Source organism: Terricaulis silvestris, assembly GCF_009792355.1.
Classification (GTDB): Bacteria; Pseudomonadota; Alphaproteobacteria; order Caulobacterales; family Aquidulcibacteraceae; genus Vitreimonas; species Vitreimonas silvestris.
Genome location: NZ_CP047045.1, coordinates 3,381,913 through 3,403,933, shown reverse-complemented (window position 1 = coordinate 3,403,933; position 22,021 = coordinate 3,381,913). Strand labels below are relative to the sequence as shown.

The 22,021-nt window shown below is 63.5% G+C and carries 22 protein-coding genes, 1 tRNA gene and 1 pseudogene; 6 read left to right on the top strand and 18 right to left on the bottom strand.

What is annotated here, in order from left to right:
- The first annotated feature begins 15 nt into the window (after window positions 1-15).
- Complete coding sequence (gene trxA, locus DSM104635_RS17360; protein ID WP_158767429.1) at window positions 16-360, top strand: thioredoxin; 345 nt, start codon at window positions 16-18, stop codon at window positions 358-360.
- Here the strand turns inward: trxA and DSM104635_RS17355 are convergent.
- The 11 genes and pseudogenes from DSM104635_RS17355 to cmk form a co-directional block, all read right to left on the bottom strand.
- Complete coding sequence (locus DSM104635_RS17355; protein ID WP_158767428.1) at window positions 357-1,643, bottom strand: bifunctional folylpolyglutamate synthase/dihydrofolate synthase; 1,287 nt, start codon at window positions 1,641-1,643, stop codon at window positions 357-359. The two genes, trxA and DSM104635_RS17355, sit on opposite strands and share 4 nt — an antisense overlap.
- Window positions 1,644-1,774: 131 nt before the next feature.
- Window positions 1,775-2,629 (bottom strand): annotated as a pseudogene (locus DSM104635_RS17350) (acetyl-CoA carboxylase carboxyltransferase subunit beta); the annotation flags it as partial.
- Window positions 2,626-3,453, bottom strand: coding sequence for a tryptophan synthase subunit alpha (trpA, locus tag DSM104635_RS17345; protein ID WP_158767426.1), 828 nt, complete (start codon window positions 3,451-3,453; stop codon window positions 2,626-2,628). The gene trpA and the pseudogene DSM104635_RS17350, both read right to left, overlap by 4 nt.
- Window positions 3,450-3,914: a hypothetical protein gene (locus DSM104635_RS17340; RefSeq protein WP_158767425.1), complete on the bottom strand. Its 465-nt coding sequence runs from the start codon at window positions 3,912-3,914 to the stop codon at window positions 3,450-3,452. Before DSM104635_RS17340 ends, trpA begins: the two co-directional genes overlap by 4 nt.
- Complete coding sequence (gene trpB, locus DSM104635_RS17335; protein ID WP_158767424.1) at window positions 3,911-5,125, bottom strand: tryptophan synthase subunit beta; 1,215 nt, start codon at window positions 5,123-5,125, stop codon at window positions 3,911-3,913. The genes DSM104635_RS17340 and trpB overlap by 4 nt, the downstream gene beginning before the upstream one ends.
- Before the next feature lie 10 nt (window positions 5,126-5,135).
- Window positions 5,136-5,771 (bottom strand): phosphoribosylanthranilate isomerase, encoded by a 636-nt coding sequence (locus tag DSM104635_RS17330; RefSeq protein WP_158767423.1) that lies wholly within the window; start codon window positions 5,769-5,771, stop codon window positions 5,136-5,138.
- A 30-nt stretch (window positions 5,772-5,801) separates the two neighbouring features.
- Window positions 5,802-6,221 carry a large conductance mechanosensitive channel protein MscL gene (mscL, locus tag DSM104635_RS17325; protein WP_228445744.1) on the bottom strand — a complete coding sequence of 140 codons (420 nt, stop codon included), beginning with the start codon at window positions 6,219-6,221 and terminating at the stop codon, window positions 5,802-5,804.
- 121 nt (window positions 6,222-6,342) lie between these two features.
- Window positions 6,343-6,945 carry a hypothetical protein gene (locus DSM104635_RS17320; RefSeq protein WP_158767422.1) on the bottom strand — a complete coding sequence of 201 codons (603 nt, stop codon included), beginning with the start codon at window positions 6,943-6,945 and terminating at the stop codon, window positions 6,343-6,345.
- A 108-nt stretch (window positions 6,946-7,053) separates the two neighbouring features.
- Window positions 7,054-7,344 carry an integration host factor subunit beta gene (locus DSM104635_RS17315; RefSeq protein WP_158767421.1) on the bottom strand — a complete coding sequence of 97 codons (291 nt, stop codon included), beginning with the start codon at window positions 7,342-7,344 and terminating at the stop codon, window positions 7,054-7,056.
- Between the two features lie 152 nt (window positions 7,345-7,496).
- Complete coding sequence (gene rpsA / locus DSM104635_RS17310; protein WP_158767420.1) at window positions 7,497-9,188, bottom strand: 30S ribosomal protein S1; 1,692 nt, start codon at window positions 9,186-9,188, stop codon at window positions 7,497-7,499.
- A 125-nt stretch (window positions 9,189-9,313) separates the two neighbouring features.
- Window positions 9,314-9,949: a (d)CMP kinase gene (gene cmk, locus DSM104635_RS17305; RefSeq protein ID WP_158767419.1), complete on the bottom strand. Its 636-nt coding sequence runs from the start codon at window positions 9,947-9,949 to the stop codon at window positions 9,314-9,316.
- Window positions 9,950-10,035: 86 nt separating this feature from the next.
- Here cmk and DSM104635_RS17300 point away from each other — a divergent pair, with 86 nt between their 5' ends.
- The gene (locus DSM104635_RS17300; RefSeq protein WP_158767418.1) at window positions 10,036-11,535 is read left to right on the top strand and encodes a flavin-containing monooxygenase; all 1,500 of its coding nucleotides are present in this window, start codon (window positions 10,036-10,038) and stop codon (window positions 11,533-11,535) included.
- Between the two features lie 70 nt (window positions 11,536-11,605).
- Entirely contained in the window at window positions 11,606-12,865 is a 1,260-nt protein-coding gene (locus tag DSM104635_RS17295; protein ID WP_228445743.1) for a dicarboxylate/amino acid:cation symporter, read from the top strand.
- On the opposite strand, the gene DSM104635_RS17290 is transcribed toward DSM104635_RS17295, so the two are convergent.
- The 3 genes from DSM104635_RS17290 to aroA form a co-directional block, all read right to left on the bottom strand.
- Window positions 12,862-13,335, bottom strand: coding sequence for a hypothetical protein (locus tag DSM104635_RS17290; protein ID WP_158767416.1), 474 nt, complete (start codon window positions 13,333-13,335; stop codon window positions 12,862-12,864). The two genes, DSM104635_RS17295 and DSM104635_RS17290, sit on opposite strands and share 4 nt — an antisense overlap.
- A 65-nt stretch (window positions 13,336-13,400) precedes the next feature.
- Complete coding sequence (locus DSM104635_RS17285; RefSeq protein WP_158767415.1) at window positions 13,401-15,707, bottom strand: ATP-binding protein; 2,307 nt, start codon at window positions 15,705-15,707, stop codon at window positions 13,401-13,403.
- Between the two features lie 87 nt (window positions 15,708-15,794).
- Window positions 15,795-17,102 carry a 3-phosphoshikimate 1-carboxyvinyltransferase gene (aroA, locus tag DSM104635_RS17280; protein WP_158767414.1) on the bottom strand — a complete coding sequence of 436 codons (1,308 nt, stop codon included), beginning with the start codon at window positions 17,100-17,102 and terminating at the stop codon, window positions 15,795-15,797.
- 127 nt (window positions 17,103-17,229) lie between these two features.
- On the opposite strand from aroA, the gene DSM104635_RS17275 reads away from it, so the two are divergent.
- The 3 genes from DSM104635_RS17275 (at window position 17,230) to DSM104635_RS17265 (ending at window position 18,564) form a co-directional block, all read left to right on the top strand.
- Complete coding sequence (locus DSM104635_RS17275) at window positions 17,230-17,733, top strand: TIGR02300 family protein (protein ID WP_158767413.1); 504 nt, start codon at window positions 17,230-17,232, stop codon at window positions 17,731-17,733.
- 82 nt (window positions 17,734-17,815) lie between these two features.
- A tRNA-Ala gene (locus DSM104635_RS17270) sits at window positions 17,816-17,891 on the top strand.
- 421 nt (window positions 17,892-18,312) lie between these two features.
- Entirely contained in the window at window positions 18,313-18,564 is a 252-nt protein-coding gene (locus DSM104635_RS17265) for a hypothetical protein (protein WP_228445742.1), read from the top strand.
- 275 nt (window positions 18,565-18,839) lie between these two features.
- Here the strand turns inward: DSM104635_RS17265 and DSM104635_RS17260 are convergent, their stop codons facing one another.
- Genes DSM104635_RS17260 through DSM104635_RS17245 form a run of 4 tightly spaced genes read right to left on the bottom strand, consistent with a single transcriptional unit; the run spans window position 18,840 to window position 21,272 of the window.
- The gene (locus tag DSM104635_RS17260) at window positions 18,840-20,399 is read right to left on the bottom strand and encodes a recombinase family protein (protein WP_158767411.1); all 1,560 of its coding nucleotides are present in this window, start codon (window positions 20,397-20,399) and stop codon (window positions 18,840-18,842) included.
- Window positions 20,396-20,821, bottom strand: a complete 426-nt coding sequence (locus tag DSM104635_RS17255; RefSeq protein WP_158767410.1) for a DUF2924 domain-containing protein — start codon at window positions 20,819-20,821, stop codon at window positions 20,396-20,398. The genes DSM104635_RS17260 and DSM104635_RS17255 overlap by 4 nt, the downstream gene beginning before the upstream one ends.
- On the bottom strand, window positions 20,821-21,027 hold the full coding sequence (locus DSM104635_RS17250; RefSeq protein ID WP_158767409.1) for a hypothetical protein: 207 nt from the start codon (window positions 21,025-21,027) through the stop codon (window positions 20,821-20,823). Before DSM104635_RS17250 ends, DSM104635_RS17255 begins: the two co-directional genes overlap by 1 nt.
- The gene (locus DSM104635_RS17245; RefSeq protein ID WP_158767408.1) at window positions 21,024-21,272 is read right to left on the bottom strand and encodes a DUF3489 domain-containing protein; all 249 of its coding nucleotides are present in this window, start codon (window positions 21,270-21,272) and stop codon (window positions 21,024-21,026) included. The genes DSM104635_RS17250 and DSM104635_RS17245 overlap by 4 nt, the downstream gene beginning before the upstream one ends.
- Window positions 21,273-22,021: the final 749 nt, after the last annotated feature.

Below are 22,021 nucleotides of genomic sequence, written 5' to 3'. Positions count from 1 at the left end.
ACAGGAGCATTCCGCGTGGCCACCAACAAAGTCTCGGACGATAGTTTCGAAGCCGACGTGCTGAAGTCTGGCACGCCCGTGCTGGTCGATTTCTGGGCTGAGTGGTGCGGGCCGTGCAAGCAAATCGGCCCGGCGCTGGAGGAAATCGCCGCCGAGATGGGCGAGCGCGTTCAGGTCGTGAAGTTGAACATCGACGAAAACCCGATGACCCCCGGCCGCTACGGCGTGCGCGGCATCCCGACCTTGATGGTGTTCAAGGACGGCAAAGTCGCCGCGACGAAAGTCGGCGCGATGCCGAAGTCGAAGATCGTCGAGTGGCTTAACGAGAGCATTCCGGCGACCGACGCGCAGCGCGCCTAATCGCTTTCGGCGGCAAGCGCTTCAGCCGCCAACACGAACGAGCCACAGATCAGCACACGCGGCGCAGGAAACTGCGCCGCGTTTTGCATTGCGGCGGCGAGGGATGGTGTCGTGGTTGCAACAATGCCGTACGCTTCGGCTTGGGACGCGATTAGTGCTGGAGCGACGTGCGGTTCGGGGAGCGGCACGGCGATGATGTGATCGACCGCGCCAGCAAAGGCGCGGACAAAACCTTCGGCGTCTTTGCGCGCGAGCATGCCGATGATGGCGACCGTTGGCGCTTCGCGTCTGCGCCGCATGGCGCTCAGCGCTTGTGCCAACGCTTGTGCGCCGTGCGCGTTGTGGCCGCCATCGATCCAGACTTCACCACCTATCGCGCGAACAGGGGCGCTAAACCCACCGCGTGTTAGTGGTTGGAGCCGCGCCGGCCAAACCGCGTTTGCGACACCTTCGGCGAACGCGTCATCGCTAATCTTGTAGTGTGATTGCGCAAGCAGCGCCGCGCAGGCGAGACCGGCATTGTCGATCTGATGTGCGCCGTAGAGCGCCGGCAGCGGCAGATCGAGCGCGCGGGTTTCGGTTTGGACGACAAGGCGGCCGGAATTCGCGTAGGCGTCCCACTCGACGCCTTGGCGATGCAACGGCGCGCCGAACCGCTCGGCGGTTGCTTCGAGAACATCGCGGGCATCGTCGGTTTGGCGCCCAATCACCGCCGGAACGCCTGCCTTGATGATCCCGGCCTTGTGGGCCGCGATTTCGGACAGCGTCGCGCCATGCGCGTCCTGGTGATCGAGCCCAATCGGCGTGATCACACTGAGCGCGGGCTTGGCGATGACGTTGGTGGAATCGTCGCGTCCGCCCATTCCGGTTTCGAGCAGAATGAGGTCGGCTGGCGTTTCGCTGAACAACAAGAAGGCCGCGGCGACCTGCGCGTCGAACTGGGTGAAATCGGGTGCAACGGCAGCTATTCGTTCTGCGGCGGCGATCAGCGCGTCCGTTTGCGTAGGTGCGCCCGCAATCACGAAGCGTTCGTTGAGCGTGAAGAGATGCGGTTTGGTGAAGGCGTGCACTTCAAGGCCCGCTGCTTCGGCGATCGCGCGCGTGAACGCAATGGTGGAGCCTTTCCCGTTGGTGCCGGCGACGTGGATGACAGGCGGGAGCTTTTCGTGCGGATTGCCAAGCGCGCTCAGTGAGGCCCGCAGCGGGTTCAGATCAAATGGCTTGCCGTGGCCAAACTCCGGGCCGAACAGCGCTTCGAAGCGTTCGCGCGCGGGATCGCGCAAACCTACTCCGCCGCTTTCGCGCGGGTCGGCTTCGGCGCTTTGCGCTTGGACTTGGCCGGCGCTTCGGCCTCTTCGTCCGACGCAAGCTCGTTCAGCTCAATCGTCTCGCCGCTATCGCCCTGCTTCATCGCGCGCTTGTGCATCAGCACCGACAGCAGCGTGGCGATGGTAGCCTTGAGCTGGCGACGATCGACAACGAGATCGACCATGCCTTTGTCGAGCAGATATTCCGAACGCTGGAAGCCTTCGGGCAGCTTCTGGCGGATGGTGTTTTCGATCACCCGAGGGCCGGCGAAGCCGATCAGTGCGCCGGGTTCGGCGATGTGGATGTCGCCGAGCATGGCGTAGCTTGCGGTAACGCCGCCAGTCGTCGGATCAGCGAGCACTACGATGTACGGCAGCCCCGCTTCGTGCAGCAGCTGGATCGCCAGCGTGGTGCGCGGCATTTGCATCAGCGAGAGGATGCCTTCCTGCATGCGCGCGCCGCCGGACGAGGTCACGACCACCATCGCCGCCTTGCGCCGCACCGCGGCTTCAGCGGCGGCGATGAAGGCTTCGCCCGCGGCCATGCCGAGCGAGCCGCCCATGAACTCGAAATCCTGCACCAGCACGACCGCGTGCGCACCACCGATGCGGCCGTAACCCGCGGCCATACAATCGTCGCGGCCAACTTTCGCGCGCGCGGCTTTCAGGCGATCGACATACTTCTTATCGTCTTTGAATTTCAGCGGATCGGTCGCGACCTTGGGCAGCGTGATTTTTTGCCAGGCTTGGTCGTCGAACATTTGTTTGAAGCGCGCGTCGGGGCCGATGCGCATGTGGAAGCCGGAGGGTGTGACCCAATCGGCTTGCTCAAGCTCGGCGCGATAGATCAGGTCTCCGCTCAGCGGGTCCTTGATCCAGAGATTGTCTGGCGTACCTGGCGCGTCCTCGGGCTTCTTCTTGTTGGAGAGGCCGGGCCGCGCGAAATTCGACAGCCAGTTCATGCCGGTGTCCCTTCCAGTGCACGCGCTGATCGCACAGCTTCGCTCAATTGAGCGACTTTGCGCAAGACGCGTTCGACCGCTTGGGCCTCTGGGCCGGCGGTGATCTCATCCACAATCGCCGAGCCTACAACCACGGCGTCAGCGGTCTTCGCGATCGCGCGCGCCGCTTCCGGCTCGCGCACGCCGAACCCAACCGCAATCGGTAAAGTCGTGGCCCGCTTCAGGCGTTCCACGGCGGCGCGAATGCTGTCGGAGGCGGCTTGATTGGCGCCGGTAACCCCAGCGACCGAGACATAATACAGGAACCCGGAGGCGCCTTCGAGCACCTTGGTTAACCGGCTGCTATCCGTAGTTGGCGTGGCCAGGCGGATAATGGAGAGGCCGCGGGCGTCGAACGCCGCGCGGAGCGGGGCGTCTTCCTCCGGCGGCAGATCGACGATGATCGCGCCATCGGCGCCGGATGCGTGCATGGCTTCGGCGAACGCGTCGTAGCCCAGGCTCTCGATCGGATTGGCGTAGCCCATCAGGATGAGCGGCGTGTCGGCATTGGTGGCGCGAAAGCGGCGCGCGAGATCGAGCGATTGTTTGAGTGAGCCGCCGGCTTTCAGCGCGCGCAACGCTGCCTTCTGCACGCTCGGGCCGTCGGCCATCGGATCGCTGAACGGGAAGCCCAGTTCGATGATGTCAGCGCCGGCGAGAGGAAGGCCTTTCAGAATCTCGAAGCACGTCTCCGCATCAGGATCACTCGCCATCACATACGCGACGAGCGCTGAGCGCCCGTCGCGTTTGAGTGCGGCAAATCGCTGATCGAGACGTGACGTCATGGCGTCTCGGGTTGTGCCGCCGCGCAACGCGGCTCGCGTTCGAGCGCGAACCAGATGCCGGCGGTCTCGCCCTCTTCGCCATGCGGGTAGATGTTGAGCGTCTGCTCGCAGCCGTTTCCGGTTTCGCGAGCGGCGACGAAGCCGCCGATGATGTCGGCGCTGTGGCGGAAGCCGTTCGAGCCCAGCCACGAAATGTACTCGATGCCAACTTCGTCTTCAGCGGCGCCGTCGGCGACGATGCAGGCGAGCTCCAGGCCGCTCGCGGTCAGCGATGAGGGAAACTCACAATTGGACGGGACGTTCGAGCCGTCAGCGATCGGAATATCCAGCTCGCCCGGGAAGAGCGTGGAGGAGGTTGCCGTCGCCGCGACAGGAGCGGCGCGAACGCTTTCCTTCGGCACGGCGACAGCGGGCAGGGCGAAAGCGGCGACGCCGCAGAAGATGAGGTGTGCGAATTTCAAAGCTTGGCTCCTAGCGCATCCGCAACTGTGAACACGTCTTTGTCGCCGCGCCCACAGAGATTCATGATGATCACGCCGCCCTTGCCGATATCCCTCGCGATATCTCCCACGCGGGCGAGTGCGTGGGATGGTTCTAGTGCAGGAAGGATGCCTTCAAGCCTCGCGCACAGTTGAAATGCAGCTAGAGCTTCGTCGTCAGTGGCGGACAGGTATGTCGCCCGGCCTATGTCGGCCAAGTACGAGTGCTCCGGGCCGACGCCTGGGTAGTCGAGGCCGGCGCTGATGGAGTGCCCTTCGAGGATCTGGCCGTCTTCGTTCTGCAACAGGTAAGTGCGGTTCCCGTGCAGGACCCCTGGGCGTCCGCCGCTGATCGCGGCGCTGTGCTCGAAGCGATCGTCGATGCCGCGGCCGGCCGCTTCGACGCCAATGAGCTTCACGCTCTCGTCGGCAATGAAGGGGTGAAACAGCCCGATCGCGTTGGAGCCGCCGCCGACGCACGCCATGACTGCGTCGGGCAGGCGGCCTTCGCGCTCGAGGATTTGCTCGCGGGCTTCGCGGCCGATGATGCTTTGGAAGTCGCGCACCATTTCCGGATAAGGGTGCGGACCGGCTGCGGTGCCGATGCAGTAGAACGTATCGGCGACATTAGTGACCCAATCGCGCAGCGCTTCGTTCATCGCGTCCTTCAGCGTGGCGGCTCCTGACGTGACGGGGCGGACTTCAGCGCCCAAGAGCTTCATGCGGAACACGTTGGGTTTCTGGCGCTCGATATCGGTCGCGCCCATGAACACGACGCACGGCAAACCAAAGCGCGCGCACACGGTGGCGGTGGCGACGCCGTGCTGGCCGGCGCCGGTCTCGGCGATGATGCGCGTCTTGCCCATGCGCATCGCCAGCAGAATCTGACCGAGGCAATTGTTGATCTTGTGCGCGCCGGTGTGATTGAGCTCGTCGCGCTTGAAGTAGATTTTCGCAGCCCCGTGATGCTCGGTCAGGCGTTCAGCGAAATAGAGCGGCGACGGGCGGCCCACGTAGTGGGTCCAGAAGTCCGCCATGGTGGCGTTGAATTCATTCGAGGCCTGCGCTTCGCGGTAGGCGCGCTCCAGCTCCAGCACGAGCGGCATCAGCGTCTCGGCCACGAACCGGCCGCCGTACTGGCCAAAGCGGCCCTCGGCGTCGGGTAGGTCCTGCCAGTTGCGGCGCGCATCCATCGGGCGGGTTTTAAACTTCCACAGCCGCCAGAAATTGGGCGATCAGGAGGGGGTCCTTTAGGCCGGGGGCGCTTTCCACGCCAGAGGACACGTCCACGAGGTCGGCCCCGGAGACCCGGATCGCCTCTCTGACGTTCACCGGGGTCAATCCGCCGGCAAGCAGCCAGGGGCGGCCGAAGGTCCAGCTGCCAAGAAGGCTCCAGTCAAACGCCATGGCGTTGCCGCCCGGCTGGGCGGCCGCTGAGGGCGCCTGAGCGTCGAACAGCAGCATATCGGCGACCGGCTCGTAGGCGCTGGCGGCCATCAGGTCCTCGCGCCGGCCGACGCCCATGGCTTTGATGACGCCCCGGCGGGCGAAGCGGCGGACCTCGGCGACCCGGCCAGGCGCCTCGCCACCGTGAAGCTGGATCCAGTCCGGCTGGGCGGCCTCGATGGCGGCGACAAGGTGCGCATCATCGGCGGCGACGGTCACCAGCACCGTCTCCACGCGTCCGGCCGCGCGGCGGGCCAGTGCGGCGAGCTTGTCTTGCGTGAGGAAGCGTGGGCTTTTCGGGTAGGTGACAAAGCCAACGAAACGCGCGCCGCCTTCGATGGCGGCGTCGAGCGCTTCCGGCGTCGTGATGCCGCAAATTTTCGCGTCAGGCATGTTTACGCATGTAGGGAGGGGCGCTCTCTATTACTTCTTTAGCAGGTCGCGAATTTCGGTGAGCAGCTTTACGTCGGCTGGCGTTTCGGCGACGGGCGCGGGCTTGGCTTCTTCCTTGCGCTTCATCGTGTTCATCGCCTTGATCACGAAAAACAGCACCCAGGCGATGATGATGAATTTCAGCACCGCAGTAAGAAATTTGCCGTAAGCGAAGACCGCGCCTTGCTCGCGCGCCTCCGCGAGCGTTGTCGCCGTCACCGCGCCGGAGAGCGGCAAGAAATAATTTGAGAAGTCGAGACCGCCCGTCACTGCGCCGACGAGCGGCATGATGACGTCGTCCACAAGTGACGAGACGATGGTGCCGAACGCCGCGCCGATGATGACGCCGACGGCGAGATCGACCACGCTGCCTTTGAGGGCGAACTCACGGAATTCTTTCAGCATCGACATCGGCGACCCTCGCGATTTCTTGCGCCGCAAGCGACACGATTTCAGTGCTTGGCGCAAGGCGGAACAAGGAAGGCGCGGCCGTTGCCGACCGCGCCTTCGAAGCGAAACGCTTTGTTTGATTTTATTCCAGACCCGGTCCCGGCTCTGCCGGCGCTTGCACGGCGCAGGTTTCAGGTACGCCGGGGGTGTAAGTGAAAGCGCGCCGCGCGCGTGGATCGTACGGCTGCGATGGATCGATCTCGGCGCCATCAACCCAGCGGCGCGTGTCGTGCATGTTGGACACGGACGCAAGGCGCCAGCCGTCAGCGGTTAGACGCCAGGTTTCCGTCTGTGTGATCGCGCTCTCAAGACGGTGGTCAGAGCCACTGAGATCGGTGGTGCGCGTCGTGTGTTGGACAACCGTGAAAAGCGCTTCGCTCTCGCCTGCCATGCCCGCGCACAAAACGTCAGTGCGTTGCTCGATGGGCGGGCGGCTGTTGGCGAGGAAGTCGACCAGGATTTGCGAGGCGACGTCGGCCTCGATGCGTCCGCCCCCCGGAGTTTCGACGAAGAAGTCCGGTGTGCGATACGCGAGGATCATTGCCGCATCGCCCTCAGAATATGCTTGCGAGAGGCGCACGTAGTGCGCCGACATGGGCTGCAGACGAGGATCGTCAAGTGTTTGCGCGGCAGCGCCGGACACCTGAACCAACAACGCAAGCACAAGTGTCGATAAGATACGCATGGAAGCTCCGAGTGAGTGAAGACGCCGGATGTTGAACACGCGCGCGCACCGGCGCCAACGTTGCGTGTGCTGTTCATTTTGATCTGAAGTCAGGCGCCTATTTTCGCGTCACGGCTCCTCGCCGCCATTGACCTTGAGACGCAACTCTTTGCCAGGCTTGAAGAAAGGCACTTTCTTCGCCGACACTTTTACCGCCGCGCCCGTGCGCGGATTGCGGCCGGTGCGGGCTTCGCGTTTCCGCACCGAGAATGCGCCAAATCCACGCAGCTCAACGCGCCCGCCTTGGGCCAACGCTACGGAAATCTCGTCGAGCACGACGTCAACAGCGTGCTCGATCTCGGCCGCTTTCAGCGGCGCCATTTCTTCCTGCAGTTTGGCTACCAGCTCGGATCGAAGCATTCGGTGCTCCCCGTCATCCCCAAGGCCCGACTAGAAGCCCCGGCGGGGCGCTCGTCAACTGGCCAGCTGGTTGAATTCGCACAAAGAAAAGGCCCGGCGCGGGGTTTCCGCGCCGGGCCTTCGCCTTTTCCGCTGTGGTAGCGGTTTAGGCTTTACTTCTTGTCCTTCAAGGCCGCGCCCAGAATGTCGCCGAGAGAGGCGCCCGAGTCCGACGAACCGAACTGGGCAATCGCTTCCTTCTCATCGGCCAATTCCATGGCCTTGATCGAGAGCGCCACCTTGCGGCTGGACTTGTCGAAGCCGGTCACCATCGCATCGATGCGGTCGCCCTTGGAGAAGCGGTCCGCACGTTGCTCTTGGCGATCGCGCGACAGATCCGACTTGCGGATGAAGCTGCGCAATGCGTTGCCTTCGCCGAATGCGACTTCGATGCCGCCAGTGGCGACGTCGACGATTTCGACCGTGATGATCTGGCCGCGCTTGTAGTCGGCATCCGCCATCGGGTCGTTGTCGACCTGCTTCATGCCGAGCGAGATGCGCTCCTTCTCGATGTCAACGTCGAGCAACTTGGCCTTCACGACGTCGCCTTTGTTGAAGCGAGCAAGGGCTTCTTCGCCCTGCACGTCCCAAGCGATGTCGGAGAGGTGAACCATGCCGTCGAGTTCCGGGGTGAGGCCAACGAACAGACCGAACTCGGTGATGTTCTTGATCTCGCCTTCGATGACGGAGCCAACCGGGTGGTCGGCGACGAACGCGTCCCACGGATTGTTCTGCACTTGCTTGATGCCGAGTGAGATACGACGTTTTTCGCCGTCCACGTCGAGCACTTGCACGTCGACTTCCTGGCTGGTGCTTAGGATCTTCGACGGGTGCAGGTTCTTCTTGGTCCAGCTCATTTCGCTGACATGCACCAGGCCTTCAACGCCCGGCTCGAGTTCAACGAAAGCGCCGTAGTCGGTGATGTTGGTGACGCGGCCGGTGAACTTGCCACCCGCCGGATACTTCGCATCAACGCCATCCCACGGATCGGTGAGCAGCTGCTTCATGCCGAGGCTGATGCGCTGGGTTTCCGGGTTGATCTTGACGATCTGGACTTTGACGGTGTCGCCCACATTGAGCACTTGGCTTGGGTGGGAGACGCGCTTCCAGCTCATATCGGTGACGTGCAGCAGGCCGTCGATGCCGCCGAGATCAACGAACGCACCGTAATCGGTGATGTTCTTGACGATGCCTTCGCGGACTTCGCCTTCCTTCAGCTGGCCGACGATTTCGGCGCGTTCCGAAGCGCGGCTCTCTTCGAGCACGGCGCGACGCGAGACGACGATGTTGCCGCGCTGACGGTCCATTTTTAGGATCGCGAACGGCTGCACGATGTTCATCAGCGGGCCGACGTCGCGCACGGGGCGGATATCAACTTGCGAGCCAGGCAAGAACGCATTGGCGCCGCCGAGGTCGACAGTGAAGCCGCCCTTGACGCGACCGACGAGCGCGCCGTTGACCGCTTCTTGCGCGGCGAACGATTTTTCGAGACGGGTCCACGCTTCTTCGCGACGCGCCTTCTCACGGCTGACGACAGCGTCGCCCAGCGCGTTCTCGATGCGCTCAAGATAGACTTCGACGATGTCGCCCACTTTCGGAGCGCCGGCGCCGTCATCGATCAGGAATTCACGGACTGGGATGCGGCCTTCGGTCTTGAGGCCAATGTCGACGACGACGAAATCGTTTTCGATCGCCACGACGGTCGCCGGGATGACCCGGCCTTCCACCATGCCGCGTGTTCCAAGGCTTTCATCCAGAAGAGCCGCGAAATCGTCGCGCGTGGGGGTCATTGTTTGGACAGACATACTTTACTTCAACTCCAACGTTCAAAACGGGCCGACCGGTTGGCTCCGGCGGTCTCGGCCCCACCATGGGGCCGTCCGAACTAGCTTGGCTGAGGCACGGCATATGAGAAACGCCCCGCAGGCCCTCAAGCCCCGGGACGCGCCAGCGCCGCGTCGATGAGCCGACAAGCGGCCTCAACCGCGCCCTCTATAGAAAGATGGGTCGTGTCCAGCAAGTGCGCCCCCTCGGCCTGGCGGAGCGGCGCATCGGCGCGGCTGGTGTCGCGGCGGTCGCGCTCGGCGATCTGGGCCTGCAATTCTTCAAAGCTGATCTGCTCGCCGCGAGAGCGGAGTTCGTTCAGCCGGCGCTCGGTACGGACGGGAAGGTCAGCCGTGACAAAGAGCTTCACGTCCGCGTCCGGGCAGATGACGGTGCCAATGTCGCGGCCATCGAGCACCGCGCCCGCCGGGTCGGCGGCGAAGGCGCGCTGGGCCGCGAGGAGTGCGGCGCGGACGGCTGGCTGGCTGGCGACCTTGGAGGCGGCAAGACCAGCGGCGCTCGACCGGATGCGGGTCTCGTCGATGGCTGTGAGATCCAGCGCTTTGGCGGCGGCGACGGCGGCAGCTTCGTCCGATGGATTGCCGCCCACATCGATCACGGCGAGGCCCACGGCGCGGTAGAGCGCGCCGGTGTCTAGGCGCTTCAGCCCGTAGTGCCGGGCGACGCCGGCAGCGACCGTGCCCTTGCCCGACGCAGTGGGTCCATCGATGGCGATGATCATGGGGCGGCTCTAGCAGGCCATGCGTTTGCAGTCATGTTCCCTTGCGTCGGCTTGACACGCGCGCCGCTAACGCGCGGATTCAAGGCATGAGCATTGATGAGTTCGACGTCCTAATCGTAGGCGCTGGGATTTCCGGCATCGGCGCGGGGTATTATCTACAGCGTGATCTACCGGATCATAGCTACGTCATCCTGGAAAACCGCGACGCCATCGGCGGCACTTGGGACCTTTTCCGCTATCCCGGCATCCGCTCCGACAGCGACATGTTCACCTTGGGCTACGCGTTCAAGCCGTGGGCCGAAGAGAAGGCGATCGCGGACGGGCCGTCGATCTGGAAATACGTCAATGAGACGGCGGACGAATACGGCATCCGCGAACACATCCGTTTTAAGCATCGTGTGGTGCGCTCATCGTGGGATTCGCGCGAGGCGCGCTGGACCGTGGAGGCCGAGCAAGACGGCGTGGTGAAGCGCTTCAAAGCCAAGTTCGTGCTGATGGCGGCGGGCTATTACAATTACGAACAGGGCTATCAGCCGGAGTTTCCGGGCGCGGAGCAGTTCAAGGGAACGCTGATCCATCCGCAGCACTGGCCGGAAGATTTGGAGTACAGCGGCAAGCGCGTTGTCGTGATCGGCTCAGGCGCGACGGCGGTGACATTGGTGCCGGCGATGACGGACAAAGCCGCGCACGTGACCATGTTGCAGCGTTCGCCGACTTACATGGTCTCGCTGCCGTCAGAGGATAAGCTGGCGAATTGGGGCCGGCGCAATCTGCCGAAGCACTTTGCCTACGATCTGACGCGGATGCGGAAAATTCTGTTCCAGCAATTTTTCTTCCGCTTGGCGCGCTCGCGGCCGGGCAAGACGAAGGAGCGTTTGCTAGCGCTCATCCGCGAACAGCTCGGCCCTGACTACGACATGGAGACGCATTTCACGCCCAGCTATAATCCGTGGGAGCAGCGCCTCTGCCTGGTGCCGGACAACGATATGTTCACGGCGATCCGCGATGGCAAAGCGTCTATCGTCACCGACACGATCGAGACGTTCACCGAGAAGGGCATCAAGCTCGCCTCCGGCCAGGAGCTGGAGGCCGACATCATCATCTCCGCGACCGGGCTCAATCTGCGCATGCTCGGCGGGGCGGAGATCAGTGTCGATGGCGCCAAGATCGATACCGGCAAGTGCTACGCCTACAAAGGCTCGATGCTCTCCAACGTGCCGAACATGACGTTCGTGTTTGGCTACACCAACGCTTCGTGGACGCTGCGGGCGGATCTGATCTGCGAATACACCTGCCGCCTGATCAAATATCTCGATGATTACGATCTGGCGTCGGCCACGCCCGTGATGGAAGCGCCGCCGGAAGAGGCGTTGCCGTTCGCTGATTTCTCGTCCGGCTACTTTAGGCGCGCCGAGCATCTGATGCCGAAGCAGACCAGTTCCGCGCCCTGGAAGCAGAACCAGAGCTATATGCACGACATCTTCGACCTGCGGTTCGGCCCGCTCGAGGATGGCGTGCTGAAGTTCGAGCGCGCGCCGGCTGCAGCGCCCGCTTCGGCGCCTGATCGCGCCCGCGAACTCGCCTGACGCTGGCGCGCTGTTCGCAGGTGCGTTACACGCGCTCTGAGTTAATTGGGGCGCGCGTTTGAAACTTAGTTTGAGCTTGCTCGTGTTCGCGGGGCTGATCGCTGGATTGGCCGCGGGCGCTCTCATTCGCGCAGAGGCGCCGCAGCTGACGGCGGTCGGCGAGGGCGTCGAGGCGTTTGGCGGGCTTTGGCTTAACACACTCCGGATGACGGTGATCCCGCTTGTGGTATCGCTGTTGATCACGGGAATCGCCTCAGTCGCGGACGCTGGGAAGACCGGCGGTCTGGTGCTGCGGGCAATCCTCCTCTTCACGGTGCTGATCTTCTTCGCCGCCACGTATTCGGTCATCGCGACCAACAGCTTCCTCGCAGCTTGGCCCGTCGATCGCGAGGCAGCGGCGGCCTTTATCGCCGGCGTCGGCGATCAGGCGGTGAGGGTCGTCGAGCCGCCGACGTTCGCGAGCTGGCTGCAGGGGCTTGCGCCTTATAATCCAGTGAAAGCGGCCGCCGAAGACGGCGTGCTGGCGCTGGTGGTGTTCTCCGTGTTCTTCGGTTTCGCCACGACGCGGCTAGCGCCGCCAATGCGCGATCAGATCGTCGGTTTCTTCCGCGCCGTTTCGGAAGCGATGATCGTTATCGTTGGCTGGGTGCTGTTGGCCGGACCGCTCGGCGTGTTCGCCCTGGCGCTAGGCGTTGGCCTGCACACCGGCTTCGGGGCTGCAGGCACCCTGGCGCAATACGTGGTGATCGTGACGTCGGTGACGGCCGGCATCACCGTGGTTGCCTGGCTCATCGCGATCACATTGGGCGGCCAGCCGATTGGGCGCTTCACCACCGCTGCGACGCCCGTGTGGGCTATCGCTGCCTCCACTCAGTCTTCGCTGGCTTCGCTACCGGCGATGCTTGATGCGGCGTTGCGGGGCTTGCGCATTCCGCCGAGCGTGGCCGACGTTGTGTTGCCGCTCGCGGTGGCGATTTTCCGCTTTACTAGCCCGGTGGCGAACCTCGCGGTCGTGTTCTTCGTAGCGCATCTTTATGGGATCCAGCCGACGCCGCTGCAGATCGCAGGCGGCGTGTTTGTGGCCTACGCGATGAGTGTCGCGTCGGTGGGCTTGCCCGGGCAGGTGTCGTTCATCGCCTCCATCGCGCCAATCTGTTTGGCGCTCGGCGTGCCGACGGAAGTTCTGGGCATTCTGATTGCGGTCGAAGTGTTCCCCGACATCTTCCGCACGCTCGGCAATGTCACCGGTGATTTGGCGGCAACATCAATCCTCGCGCGCGGGCGCACGCGCGAGGATGATATTGCCGCGGCCGTGGCCGACGAAGGCTAGCCGCGGAACTGTGCGCAGGCGTCGGCGTAGTGGCCTTCGACTTGCTCGATGCGCGCTGCTGAACTTTGGAGGCCAGCGGTGCTGTCGGTCTCAGAGCTTATCGCGGCATCACCTTGCGCGGTAATGCGGTCGCCGATGGTGCGGGCGGCGATGCGCACTTCAGACGGATGCAGCGCCTGGGCGACGCCTGCGGTCACGCATTCGCAGAAGCTGGTGGATTCGTAGCGGTCGCAAGCGGCGCGGTACGCGCGGCGCGCTTCGCCGACTTCCTGGTCGCTGGCGATCGAACGCGCGTCCTGTGGCGCTGCATCCACCGGCTCGGTCATGGCGGGATCGGCGGTCATCGTTTGCTGGGTAGTGAGACTCGGCTGGTATTGGCCGTCTGGCCCAAGCGGTTTAACCTGCGCGAGCGCGATTGAGCCAAGAGACACTGCGCCGACCAGGACGGCGGCGGCGAACACTTTACGCATGGCGAACTCCTCATGCTTTGGCGCGACAACGCGCGCGCGAGCAGGGAGTTGCGTTCGGAACCCGATTAAGCCGCGCTGCGCGCTTGATCTTGTTCCGCGAGTGCGAGCGCGGGCACGCGCAGTGTGAACGTCGAGCCTTGGCCGACAACGCTGACCACTGTCACGTCTCCGCCCAGCATGCGGGCGAGGCGCCGCGTGATCGCGAGACCCAGACCGGTGCCGCCGTAGGCGCGCGTGGTGGATGCGTCGGCCTGAACGAATGGCTGGAACAAGCGTCCGAGTGCTTCGGGCGAGATGCCGATGCCGGTATCGATGACGTCGAACACCAACCACTCTGCGCCGGCTTCGCTTTCGCGGCGCCCGCTCAACTTGATCTGACCGTCCCTGGTGAACTTCGCAGCGTTCGAGGCGAGGTTTAGCAAGCACTGGCTGAGCTTGAAGCCGTCCGTCTCCACGACGCCAAGCGGCGCCGGCGTTTCGACGACGATCTCTGCGCCATTGGCAGCTGCGGCCGGGCGTACTGTTTCTGCGGCTTCGTGGAGCAGGGCATCGAGATCGACGGGCTCCAGCGAGACATCCGTGCCTCCGGCTTCGATCTTGGAGAGATCGAGCACGTCGTTGATCAGCGCGAGTAATCGATGCGCCGCGCCGTGGATGCGCATCAGGTCGGCGCCATCTTGTTCGTCGCCGCGATCTTCCGCGTTCTCCTTGAGCATTTCGCCGTAACCAATAATCGCGTTGAGCGGCGTGCGCAGTTCGTGGCTCATGGTGGCCAGGAATTGCGACTTCGCGATGCTGGCTTGTTCGGCGGCGACACGTGCTTTCTCAAGTTCCTCGAACGCGCGTTTCAGCTCCACGTCACGGTGCTCGATTTCGTCGAGGATGGTGCGCAAGCGCTGCGTCGGGCCGACCTTCTTCGTCGGTGTATCGTTGGCGGCTTCCATGACGGGTTGGCCGCGGCGGGCGAGGATCTCTTCGGCGCGGCCGACAGCGCGCAGCATGTTGCGGCGGCTGCGATAGATCAGCACGGCGACAGCGCCAAGGCCGATCAGGCAGGCGCCGGCAAGCAGCGTTGCCAGCGTCATCTTCTCAAGCGTGCGGGCCTGCAGCTCGGAGCGCATCGACTCGGATTGCGCGCGCTGCTCGGCGTCGGCGACTTCGCTTTCCATGGTGGCGCGCAGTTCGCGCACGCCGTTGTTGAAGCGCGACATCAAGTTCGTCTCGGCGCTCTCGTGAGCGTCGCGGAGCATGGTGAAGGCTTCTTCGTAGCGACCTTCGGCGGCGAGAACTTCCGGCTCGATAATGTCTAGACGTTCGGTCAGGCCCGGGTCGCCACGTTCGGCGGCGATTGCGCGCAGCTCTTGCAACGCTGTGCGTGCCTCCGTCCCGCGGTTGAGGCGGGCCAGCGCGTGGACGCGATGAACGAGAAGGCGTGGCATGTATTCGGGCGGCGCCTCGGCCATGGCGCGGCCGCTATTGGAGCAGCGCACGGCGTCTTCGTAGTGGCGGGCAATGAAGTTCACGCGCGCGCAGATCAGATAGCCGAAGAACTGCAGATTGGGTTGGCCGGTCCGTTGCACCAGCGACTCGTGGATGGTGACGAGGCGCAACGCTTCCTCGGTCGAGCCAGCAAGCGCGAACATGCCAGCGAGGTTGTTGACGATGACGGCGCCATCGACGGGGCGGCCGACCGAGGTGTCGAGTTCAACTGTGCGTTCGAGGTGCTGCAGCGCCGTTTCGTAGTCGCCGACGCGGACGGCGTTGTAGGCCATTGCGTCGTGCAGGCCCGAACGAAGCGTCGTGGTCGCCGGTGAATCCGGCAGGTGAACCAGCCCGGCGCGGGCGGCTTCGAGCGAGTTGCCGAAGAGGCCGAGGTCAGTGAAAGAATAAGCCAGCAGGCGCGAGCCAGCGGCCCGCACGAAGGGATCCTGGACGTTGCGCAGCGCTTGTTCCAGGTTTTGCCGCGACGCGACGTAGTCGCCATCGAGCGCCGGGCCGTATGCGCGCAGGATATTCGACATGGCCGTGAAGCGGGCGTTGTTTTGCGCCCGGGCTTCGGATTCGAGCATGGCCATCGACGAGCGCGAGGCTTCAACGTCGGACGCGACATAATCGTCGGCCGCGAGATCGTAAAGAACCTGCAAACGCGCTTCGCCGCTGAGGCGGCGCGCGTCTGCTTCACGCGAGTGACGGTTCTCTGGGGTGATGAGCAGATTCTCAGCGTCGATGCGGCGCGCGAGCGCTTCACCGCGCACCACCCATTCCGGCGGCTGTTGCGGCGTCTCCGGCGCTTGCTGAGCAAACGCCGTCGAACTGAAAGCTGCTATCGCACACGCGCTCGCTACAAGCGCGCGAATACCCAAAGCTCGCATGAGCCCCACCTGTTTTGTGAAGCTTATGCACACCGCTCGTTAAGGGAGCGCGCAAGAGCGTGGTGAATTACGGTTTACTGTGAAATCTCAGGCCGCCGCGATGTCGGCGCCTAGGCCCTGCATGAAGTCGGCAAAGCCGGGGAAAGACGTGGCGATCATGTCGGCGTCATCGACGACCACCGGCTCCTTGGACGCCAGACCAAGCACCAGAAACGACATGGCGACGCGGTGATCGCCCAAGGTACGGATGCTCGCGCCGCCGCGCACGCTCTTTGGCCCATGGCCGCGCACGACCAGCCCGTCCGGCAATTCCTCAGCGTCAACGCCGCATGCACGCAATCCGTCAACCATCATGGTGATGCGGTCGCTCTCTTTGACGCGGAGTTCGGCGGCGCCTACGATACGCGTCTCGCCCTCGGCAAACGCGGCGACGACGGCGAGAATTGGGAATTCGTCAATCATAGCAGGTGCGCGCCGGGCCGGTGGGTTTGCGCCGCGGAGTTTACTGGCGTTGACGATGAGATTGGCGATCGGTTCGCCGATCGGATCGCGGCGTTCTTCGTAGGTGATCTTCGCGCCCATCTCGAGCAGGGTCTCGTAGAAGCCGAGCCGGAGCGGATTGACCAGCACGTCCTCGATGCGGATTTCCGATTTGGCGACGATCAGCGCCGCTGCGGCGGGGAAAGCGGCCGAGGAGGGATCGCCCGGAACATAGATGTTGGCGCCGGTGAGCTTGCCAGCCCGCACGCGCGGGTGGCGCGCGCCGTCGATCTCGACGTCATCGATCGCGGCGCCGAATACGCCCAACATGCGCTCGGTATGGTCGCGCGATCGTTCCGGTTCGATCAGGACGGTCTCGCCGTCCGCCTCGAGACCCGCGAGCAGCACGGCCGACTTCACTTGCGCCGACGACACCGGCGAGCGGTAAGTGATCCCTTTGAGGCGCCCGCCATGCATGATCAGCGGCATGCGCTGGTTTGGCGCATCGAACCGCGCGCCCATTTGGGTGAGTGGGGCGATAACCCGGTTCATGGGCCGCTTGCGCAGCGAAGCGTCGCCGTCGAAGCGGGCGGAGAGTTTGTAGCCAGAGGCCGCGCCCAGCAGCAGACGCGCGGCGGTTCCCGAGTTGCCGCAATCGATGGTTTCGCTCGGTTGGCTGAAGCCGCCGGCGCCGGTGACGACCCAAGTGTCTCCATCGCCGCGCTCCACGGTCGCGCCAAAGCGGCGAACGGCGGCGGCGGTATTCTGCACGTCGGCGGCGTTGAGCAGGCAGCCAATCTCGGTGCGGCCATGAGCCAGCCCGCCCATGATGAGGGCGCGGTGGGAGATCGATTTGTCCCCCGGCGGCCGTGCGCGGCCGCTCAGGGGGCCTGCGAATCGCGCCTTGAGACGCATCACGAAACCTTTGCCCGCAAGTGCTGGAAGGAGGGGACAAAGCTTTTGACAGGCGGTCCGGGAGGTGGCAAGCGAGCGCCCCGCGTACGGGGCGAAACGCCCGACGTAGAGCGGATAGGAGAGGCATTTGGCCAAGACCGATTTGGGCGACAAGCAGGTCTGCCCGAACTGCGGGGCGAAGTTCTACGATCTTCGCCGTCGCCCGGCGGTGTGCCCCAAGTGCACGACCAGCTTCGATCCGGCCGAGGAAGGCGTCCGCGCCAAGCGTGGCCGCGCCCGCGTCGCCGCGCACGACCCAGCCTATGACGATGACGAGGAAGTCGACGCCAAGAAGAAGAAGGCCAAGACCGGCGACGACGATGAGGACGAAGAAGAAGAGGCTGAGGAGGCAACGGAAGTTGACGCTGAGGCCGAACCGGACCCGATCGTAACGGACGACGAAGAAGAGGACGCCACGGCGAAAAGCTCGGAAGACGAGTTGCCCGAAGGGTTTTCTGAGGAAGAAGCCGATCTGGGCGAAGACGCCGCTGATGACGACACCGTGCCCTTGATCGACGACGAAGAAGAGTTTCCCGAAGACGAGCTCGGTGGCGTCGCCGGCGAGAACGAGGACGACGACAGCGGACGCTAAGTCCGCTTGAACCGGTGGGAGGCGTGGCCTAGGTTCCGCGCCGTCCATGACTCGGGACTGCTCAAGCGTCCCGACGGAAAATGGGCCCTTAGCTCAGCTGGGAGAGCGCCTGCATGGCATGCAGGAGGTCAGCGGTTCGATCCCGCTAGGGTCCACCACCCATAACATGCTGTTTTTGCAGTGATTTTTCTCTCACCCTAAGCCTCGGACAATTGGCGCTTTCTTCGCGGACGAGCTGGTGAGAGCGGCCGAACTAGTGGTCCAAATCGCGCGAGAATGCGCCTGTTTGCGCGGGCTCTCTCTCGCCGTCTGGAGAAAGTTAGCTCTTCGCGTTTGAGTGCATCATTGAGTGCGCGCGCGGTGCCCGTATGTCGGGTGTCGCACACGCGTTCATTGCCTGGCCTTCGCTCGCAAAGGCGCATTCGCGCGGGCGCTGATCGCATTAAACACTTTCGAAAGCCCACAGTACGCAGGGGATGCTGCTCGCTCGGGGCGCGGCTGAACAGGCAGAGCGAGTCGGTGTAGCGTCAGGCGATGTGGCTTGAGACCGCTTGCGCAGCCCTTCGGGCGCAGAAGTGTTTGGAGCTTCGCTACGATGGCTACAGCCGCGTGGTTGAGGTGCATGCCGCCGGCTACTCCAAGGACGGAAACGCGATCATGCGCGTGTGGCAAGTGCGCGGTGGCAGCGTTAGCGGTGAGCGCTCTGGCTGGAAGCTGATGCGCGCCGATGAGACGTTTTCCGCGCATCTGACCGACGAGGCGTCGCAAGCTCCGCGGCCGGGATACAAGCGGGGCGATGCCGCGATGGACCGGATCGTCTGCCAGGTTTGAGCCGAGCGCGAGCTCGTTGAGCCATGCATCTGCGCATGGATGCGCGTGAAATCCACACTGTGAGAGGTTCGATCGAACTGTCCGACCACCACCCATTTCCTGTGTGTCGCTGCCGCGGGTCGCCGCCGCCGCAAACGCCGGACTTCGCGGCACTAATCCGGGCAACGGGTGGTCAGAGAACGCGAACTGCTGGCCAGAAAGCGCGCGATACGGCGCCACTGAGCCTCGGTCTCTCTCGCCGTATCGAAAAAGTTAGCTCTTCGCCGCTGCCTGCATCAGGCAAAGGCGGCAAACCGCGCGCGTTGATCGGCCCAACCCAGGGGGAGAGGCTCAGAAATCAACGCGGTCAGCGTCAGCGTTCGCGGCTGCCGGCCCTCGAGAATCCGGCCCACCAGGTCAGGTGCCAGGAAAGCGAGGGGCAGGAGTTTTGCCGTGTGAAGCACGCAAATACCCTCCTCGCGAGCCAATCCCTTGATGGATTGGGGCTCGCCTGCCTCTAGTCGCTTCACCCAGGCACGAGCCATCACAACTGCGCGGACCAAAGAACGATCGACCTTCGTGGGCGCCGGCGCGCCGCTTCGGATGAGCGTTGTCGAATTGCGCGGCCGTTCGAAGGACACCTCGCATTTCAGAATGACCGGCTCTGCATCGGTGTCTCCACCGACAGCGTCTGCGGTGATGTCGATCAGCAACTCGGTCGGAAAGATCCGAACGCGGAGGACCGCCTCCATGGCGCGTTGCGCGGAATCGTGGACGTCGCCTCGCCAACTCGGAGCCAACTGCGGCGTGACTTCTGCAATGACAGCACCTTCCAATGCGGTCATCGGGACGCGGTGGATTGAACCCTTCGGCCCTTCCAGACCGTGCTCGCGCGTCATGTAGTAGCGATAGCGTATTGACTGCTTCTTGGTGATGGTCGGACTCATCGGATTGCCGAGCGAGTCGAACACCTTGCCTATCAGCCGCGCGCCCGAGCGTAGTTGAGCGCTGCGACCTTTGCCGCGCGTCTTGCTTCTCAATTCCTGGACGGCCTCCCAAAGCTCAGGGTCGATGATCCGTTCATGCTGGCCAGCGTGTTGAACGCCCTTATGTCGGATGACGCCGCAATAGATCGGGTTGTCGAGTATTTGCGCCAGTGCGCCGGGATAGATCGTGACGCCGCCCCGTGTGTTGCCCTTTCGACTCGTGTGCCGCTTCGACTTTATGCCGCGATCGCGCAAATCGTCCGCTAGCAACGACACCGATCCAATTTCGAGAAAACGCTGAAAGATGAAGCGAACCGTCTCCCCTTCGGCAGCATTGACGACCAACGCACGCTCACCAATGTCGTAGCCTAGTGGCGGCGTCCCGCCCATGAAGATGCCCTTAGCCTTCGATGCTGCGAACTTATCGCGGATGCGCTCGCCAGTAACTTCGCGTTCAAACTGCGCGAAGGACAGCAAGACGTTCAGCGTCAGCCGTCCCATGCTGGTCGTGGTGTTGAATGACTGTGTGACCGAAACAAACGATGCGCCTTCGGCATCCATGATTTCAACGATCTTAGCGAAATCCGCCAATGAGCGCGTGAGGCGGTCGACTTTGTAGACCACGACCACATCAACGCGGCCGGCCGCGATGTCATCAAGCAGCTCACGAAGAGCTGGGCGCTCAATCGAACCGCCGGAATATCCGCCGTCCTCGTAGATGCGTCGCGCCGTAATCCACCCCTCGCTTGCTTGAGACTTGATGAAAGCGGTGCACGCTTCGGCTTGTGCGTGCAGCGAATTGAAATCCTGAGCGAGGCCTTCTTCCGTCGAGGTGCGTGTGTAGATCGCACATTGCCGTTTGGTCTTCATTTCTTCCTCACTCCGTCTTTGAGGCGGAAGAAGTGGGGACCATTCCAGTGCGTGCCCGTGATGGCGCGCGCGACTGCAGTCAGCGAGGCGAACGGTTTGCCGTCGTACAGGAAGCCCGTACTGGTCACCGTCACGGCGTGGCTGACACCGTTCCACTCGCGCACCAGAACGCTGCCAGGTTTGGGCCGTTCTGCTGGAGCAGGGGCGAAGTCTTTGTCCGCAACAAAGCGTGGCGCTAGATCGTCGAGTTTGCGCCGAAGCGTTTGCGTAAGGCCACCGTCTGTGCGCGCCTGCAGATGATACGAAAGGGCGCGCGCGAGAAGGTCGCGCGAGCGGTGGCGAGGAAGCCGAGTTTTGAGATGCTTTGCCCACAGAACTCGCGCCTGATGAAGCGTCAGCGCGTCAAAGTCGATGGGCGCCATCACGTCCGATCCCTCAGTTTCGCCAACACCTCCGCTGCGCGCGAAAGAGCGGATAGATCGGCGGCGATCTTCGCGATCTCGCCAGCGCCATTGGCGGGGGCCAGGCGCTGTTGATCAACAACCATGTCGTTGCCGGCCTCCGCCAACACCACCATAGTTTCCCAGACATGCGCGAGCGCCATGCCAGCTTCTTCGGCAACGTTCATCGCGCGCCCTCGATTTTGTAGACGCGCTCGCTACCGGATTTGGTCGACGTTATCGTGAAGCCCCGCTGCTTCTTCAGTGCGCCTGACATCGCGCCGCGCACGGAATGCGCCTGCCAACCGGTTAGCGTTACGAGTTGCCCGATCGTTGCGCCTTTGCGTGCGCGCAGCGCGGTTACGATTTGATCGAGTTTGCTGGATGGGGATTTGGGCGGCGTCTTGCGCTGCTTCGCGGTTTGTTTGGCCATGTCTCTTACTCCTGCACCGGCCCGTCGCCGGTACGACCGCAAGCCCCGCCAAAGCGGGGGTGTGCGCGCCAGGAGTGGGGCGCGCGCTAGGTCAAAGAGATGCGTTGTTGCGGTGCGACATGGGCCTCGTTCATCGGGTCCATGCACGCTCTCTTCCGAAGCGAAGTCCAGCGGATAGTCGCACAATCGGGCGACCGCTTCGGGGCATCAAGCGACATGCCGGCCTGTCGTCAGGCTGGGTAAGCGGACAATCAACTGTCGCGCGTGCGAGGCGCGATGATCCGCGTCGGTGGAGAGGCCCAACGACGCTCCATCGATGGCGGAAAGGAGTCCTCCGCGGAGCCCTATTTTTTCAAGGCTTCCCGATGCCCGAGGCCGCGTACCCACGCTGTAACCCACGGACAATATGAAATAAATTGAAGGCGACATCGAAGGGCCAGCGGAGTGCTTGGAAGGCCTCATACATCGTCGCCGCTTCGAATTCGGCTTTTCACTGTGTATCCGTTGGATACACTTGGAGAATGTCGGCCAAGGACGCAGGACTCCGCATTCGAGTTGAGAAGGCGCTCCGAGAGGAATTTCTCGGCGCGTGTCAGGCTCAAGACCTCCCTGCCGCGCAAGTCCTGCGCGAGTTTATGCGAGGATACGTCCAGCGATTCACCGACCAAACCAAGAGCGCAGGCAAAGTGCGCGCGCCCACCAAGAGGCGGGATCGTCAACGTCGTGAAGGTTAGGGGACGAGCTCGCGA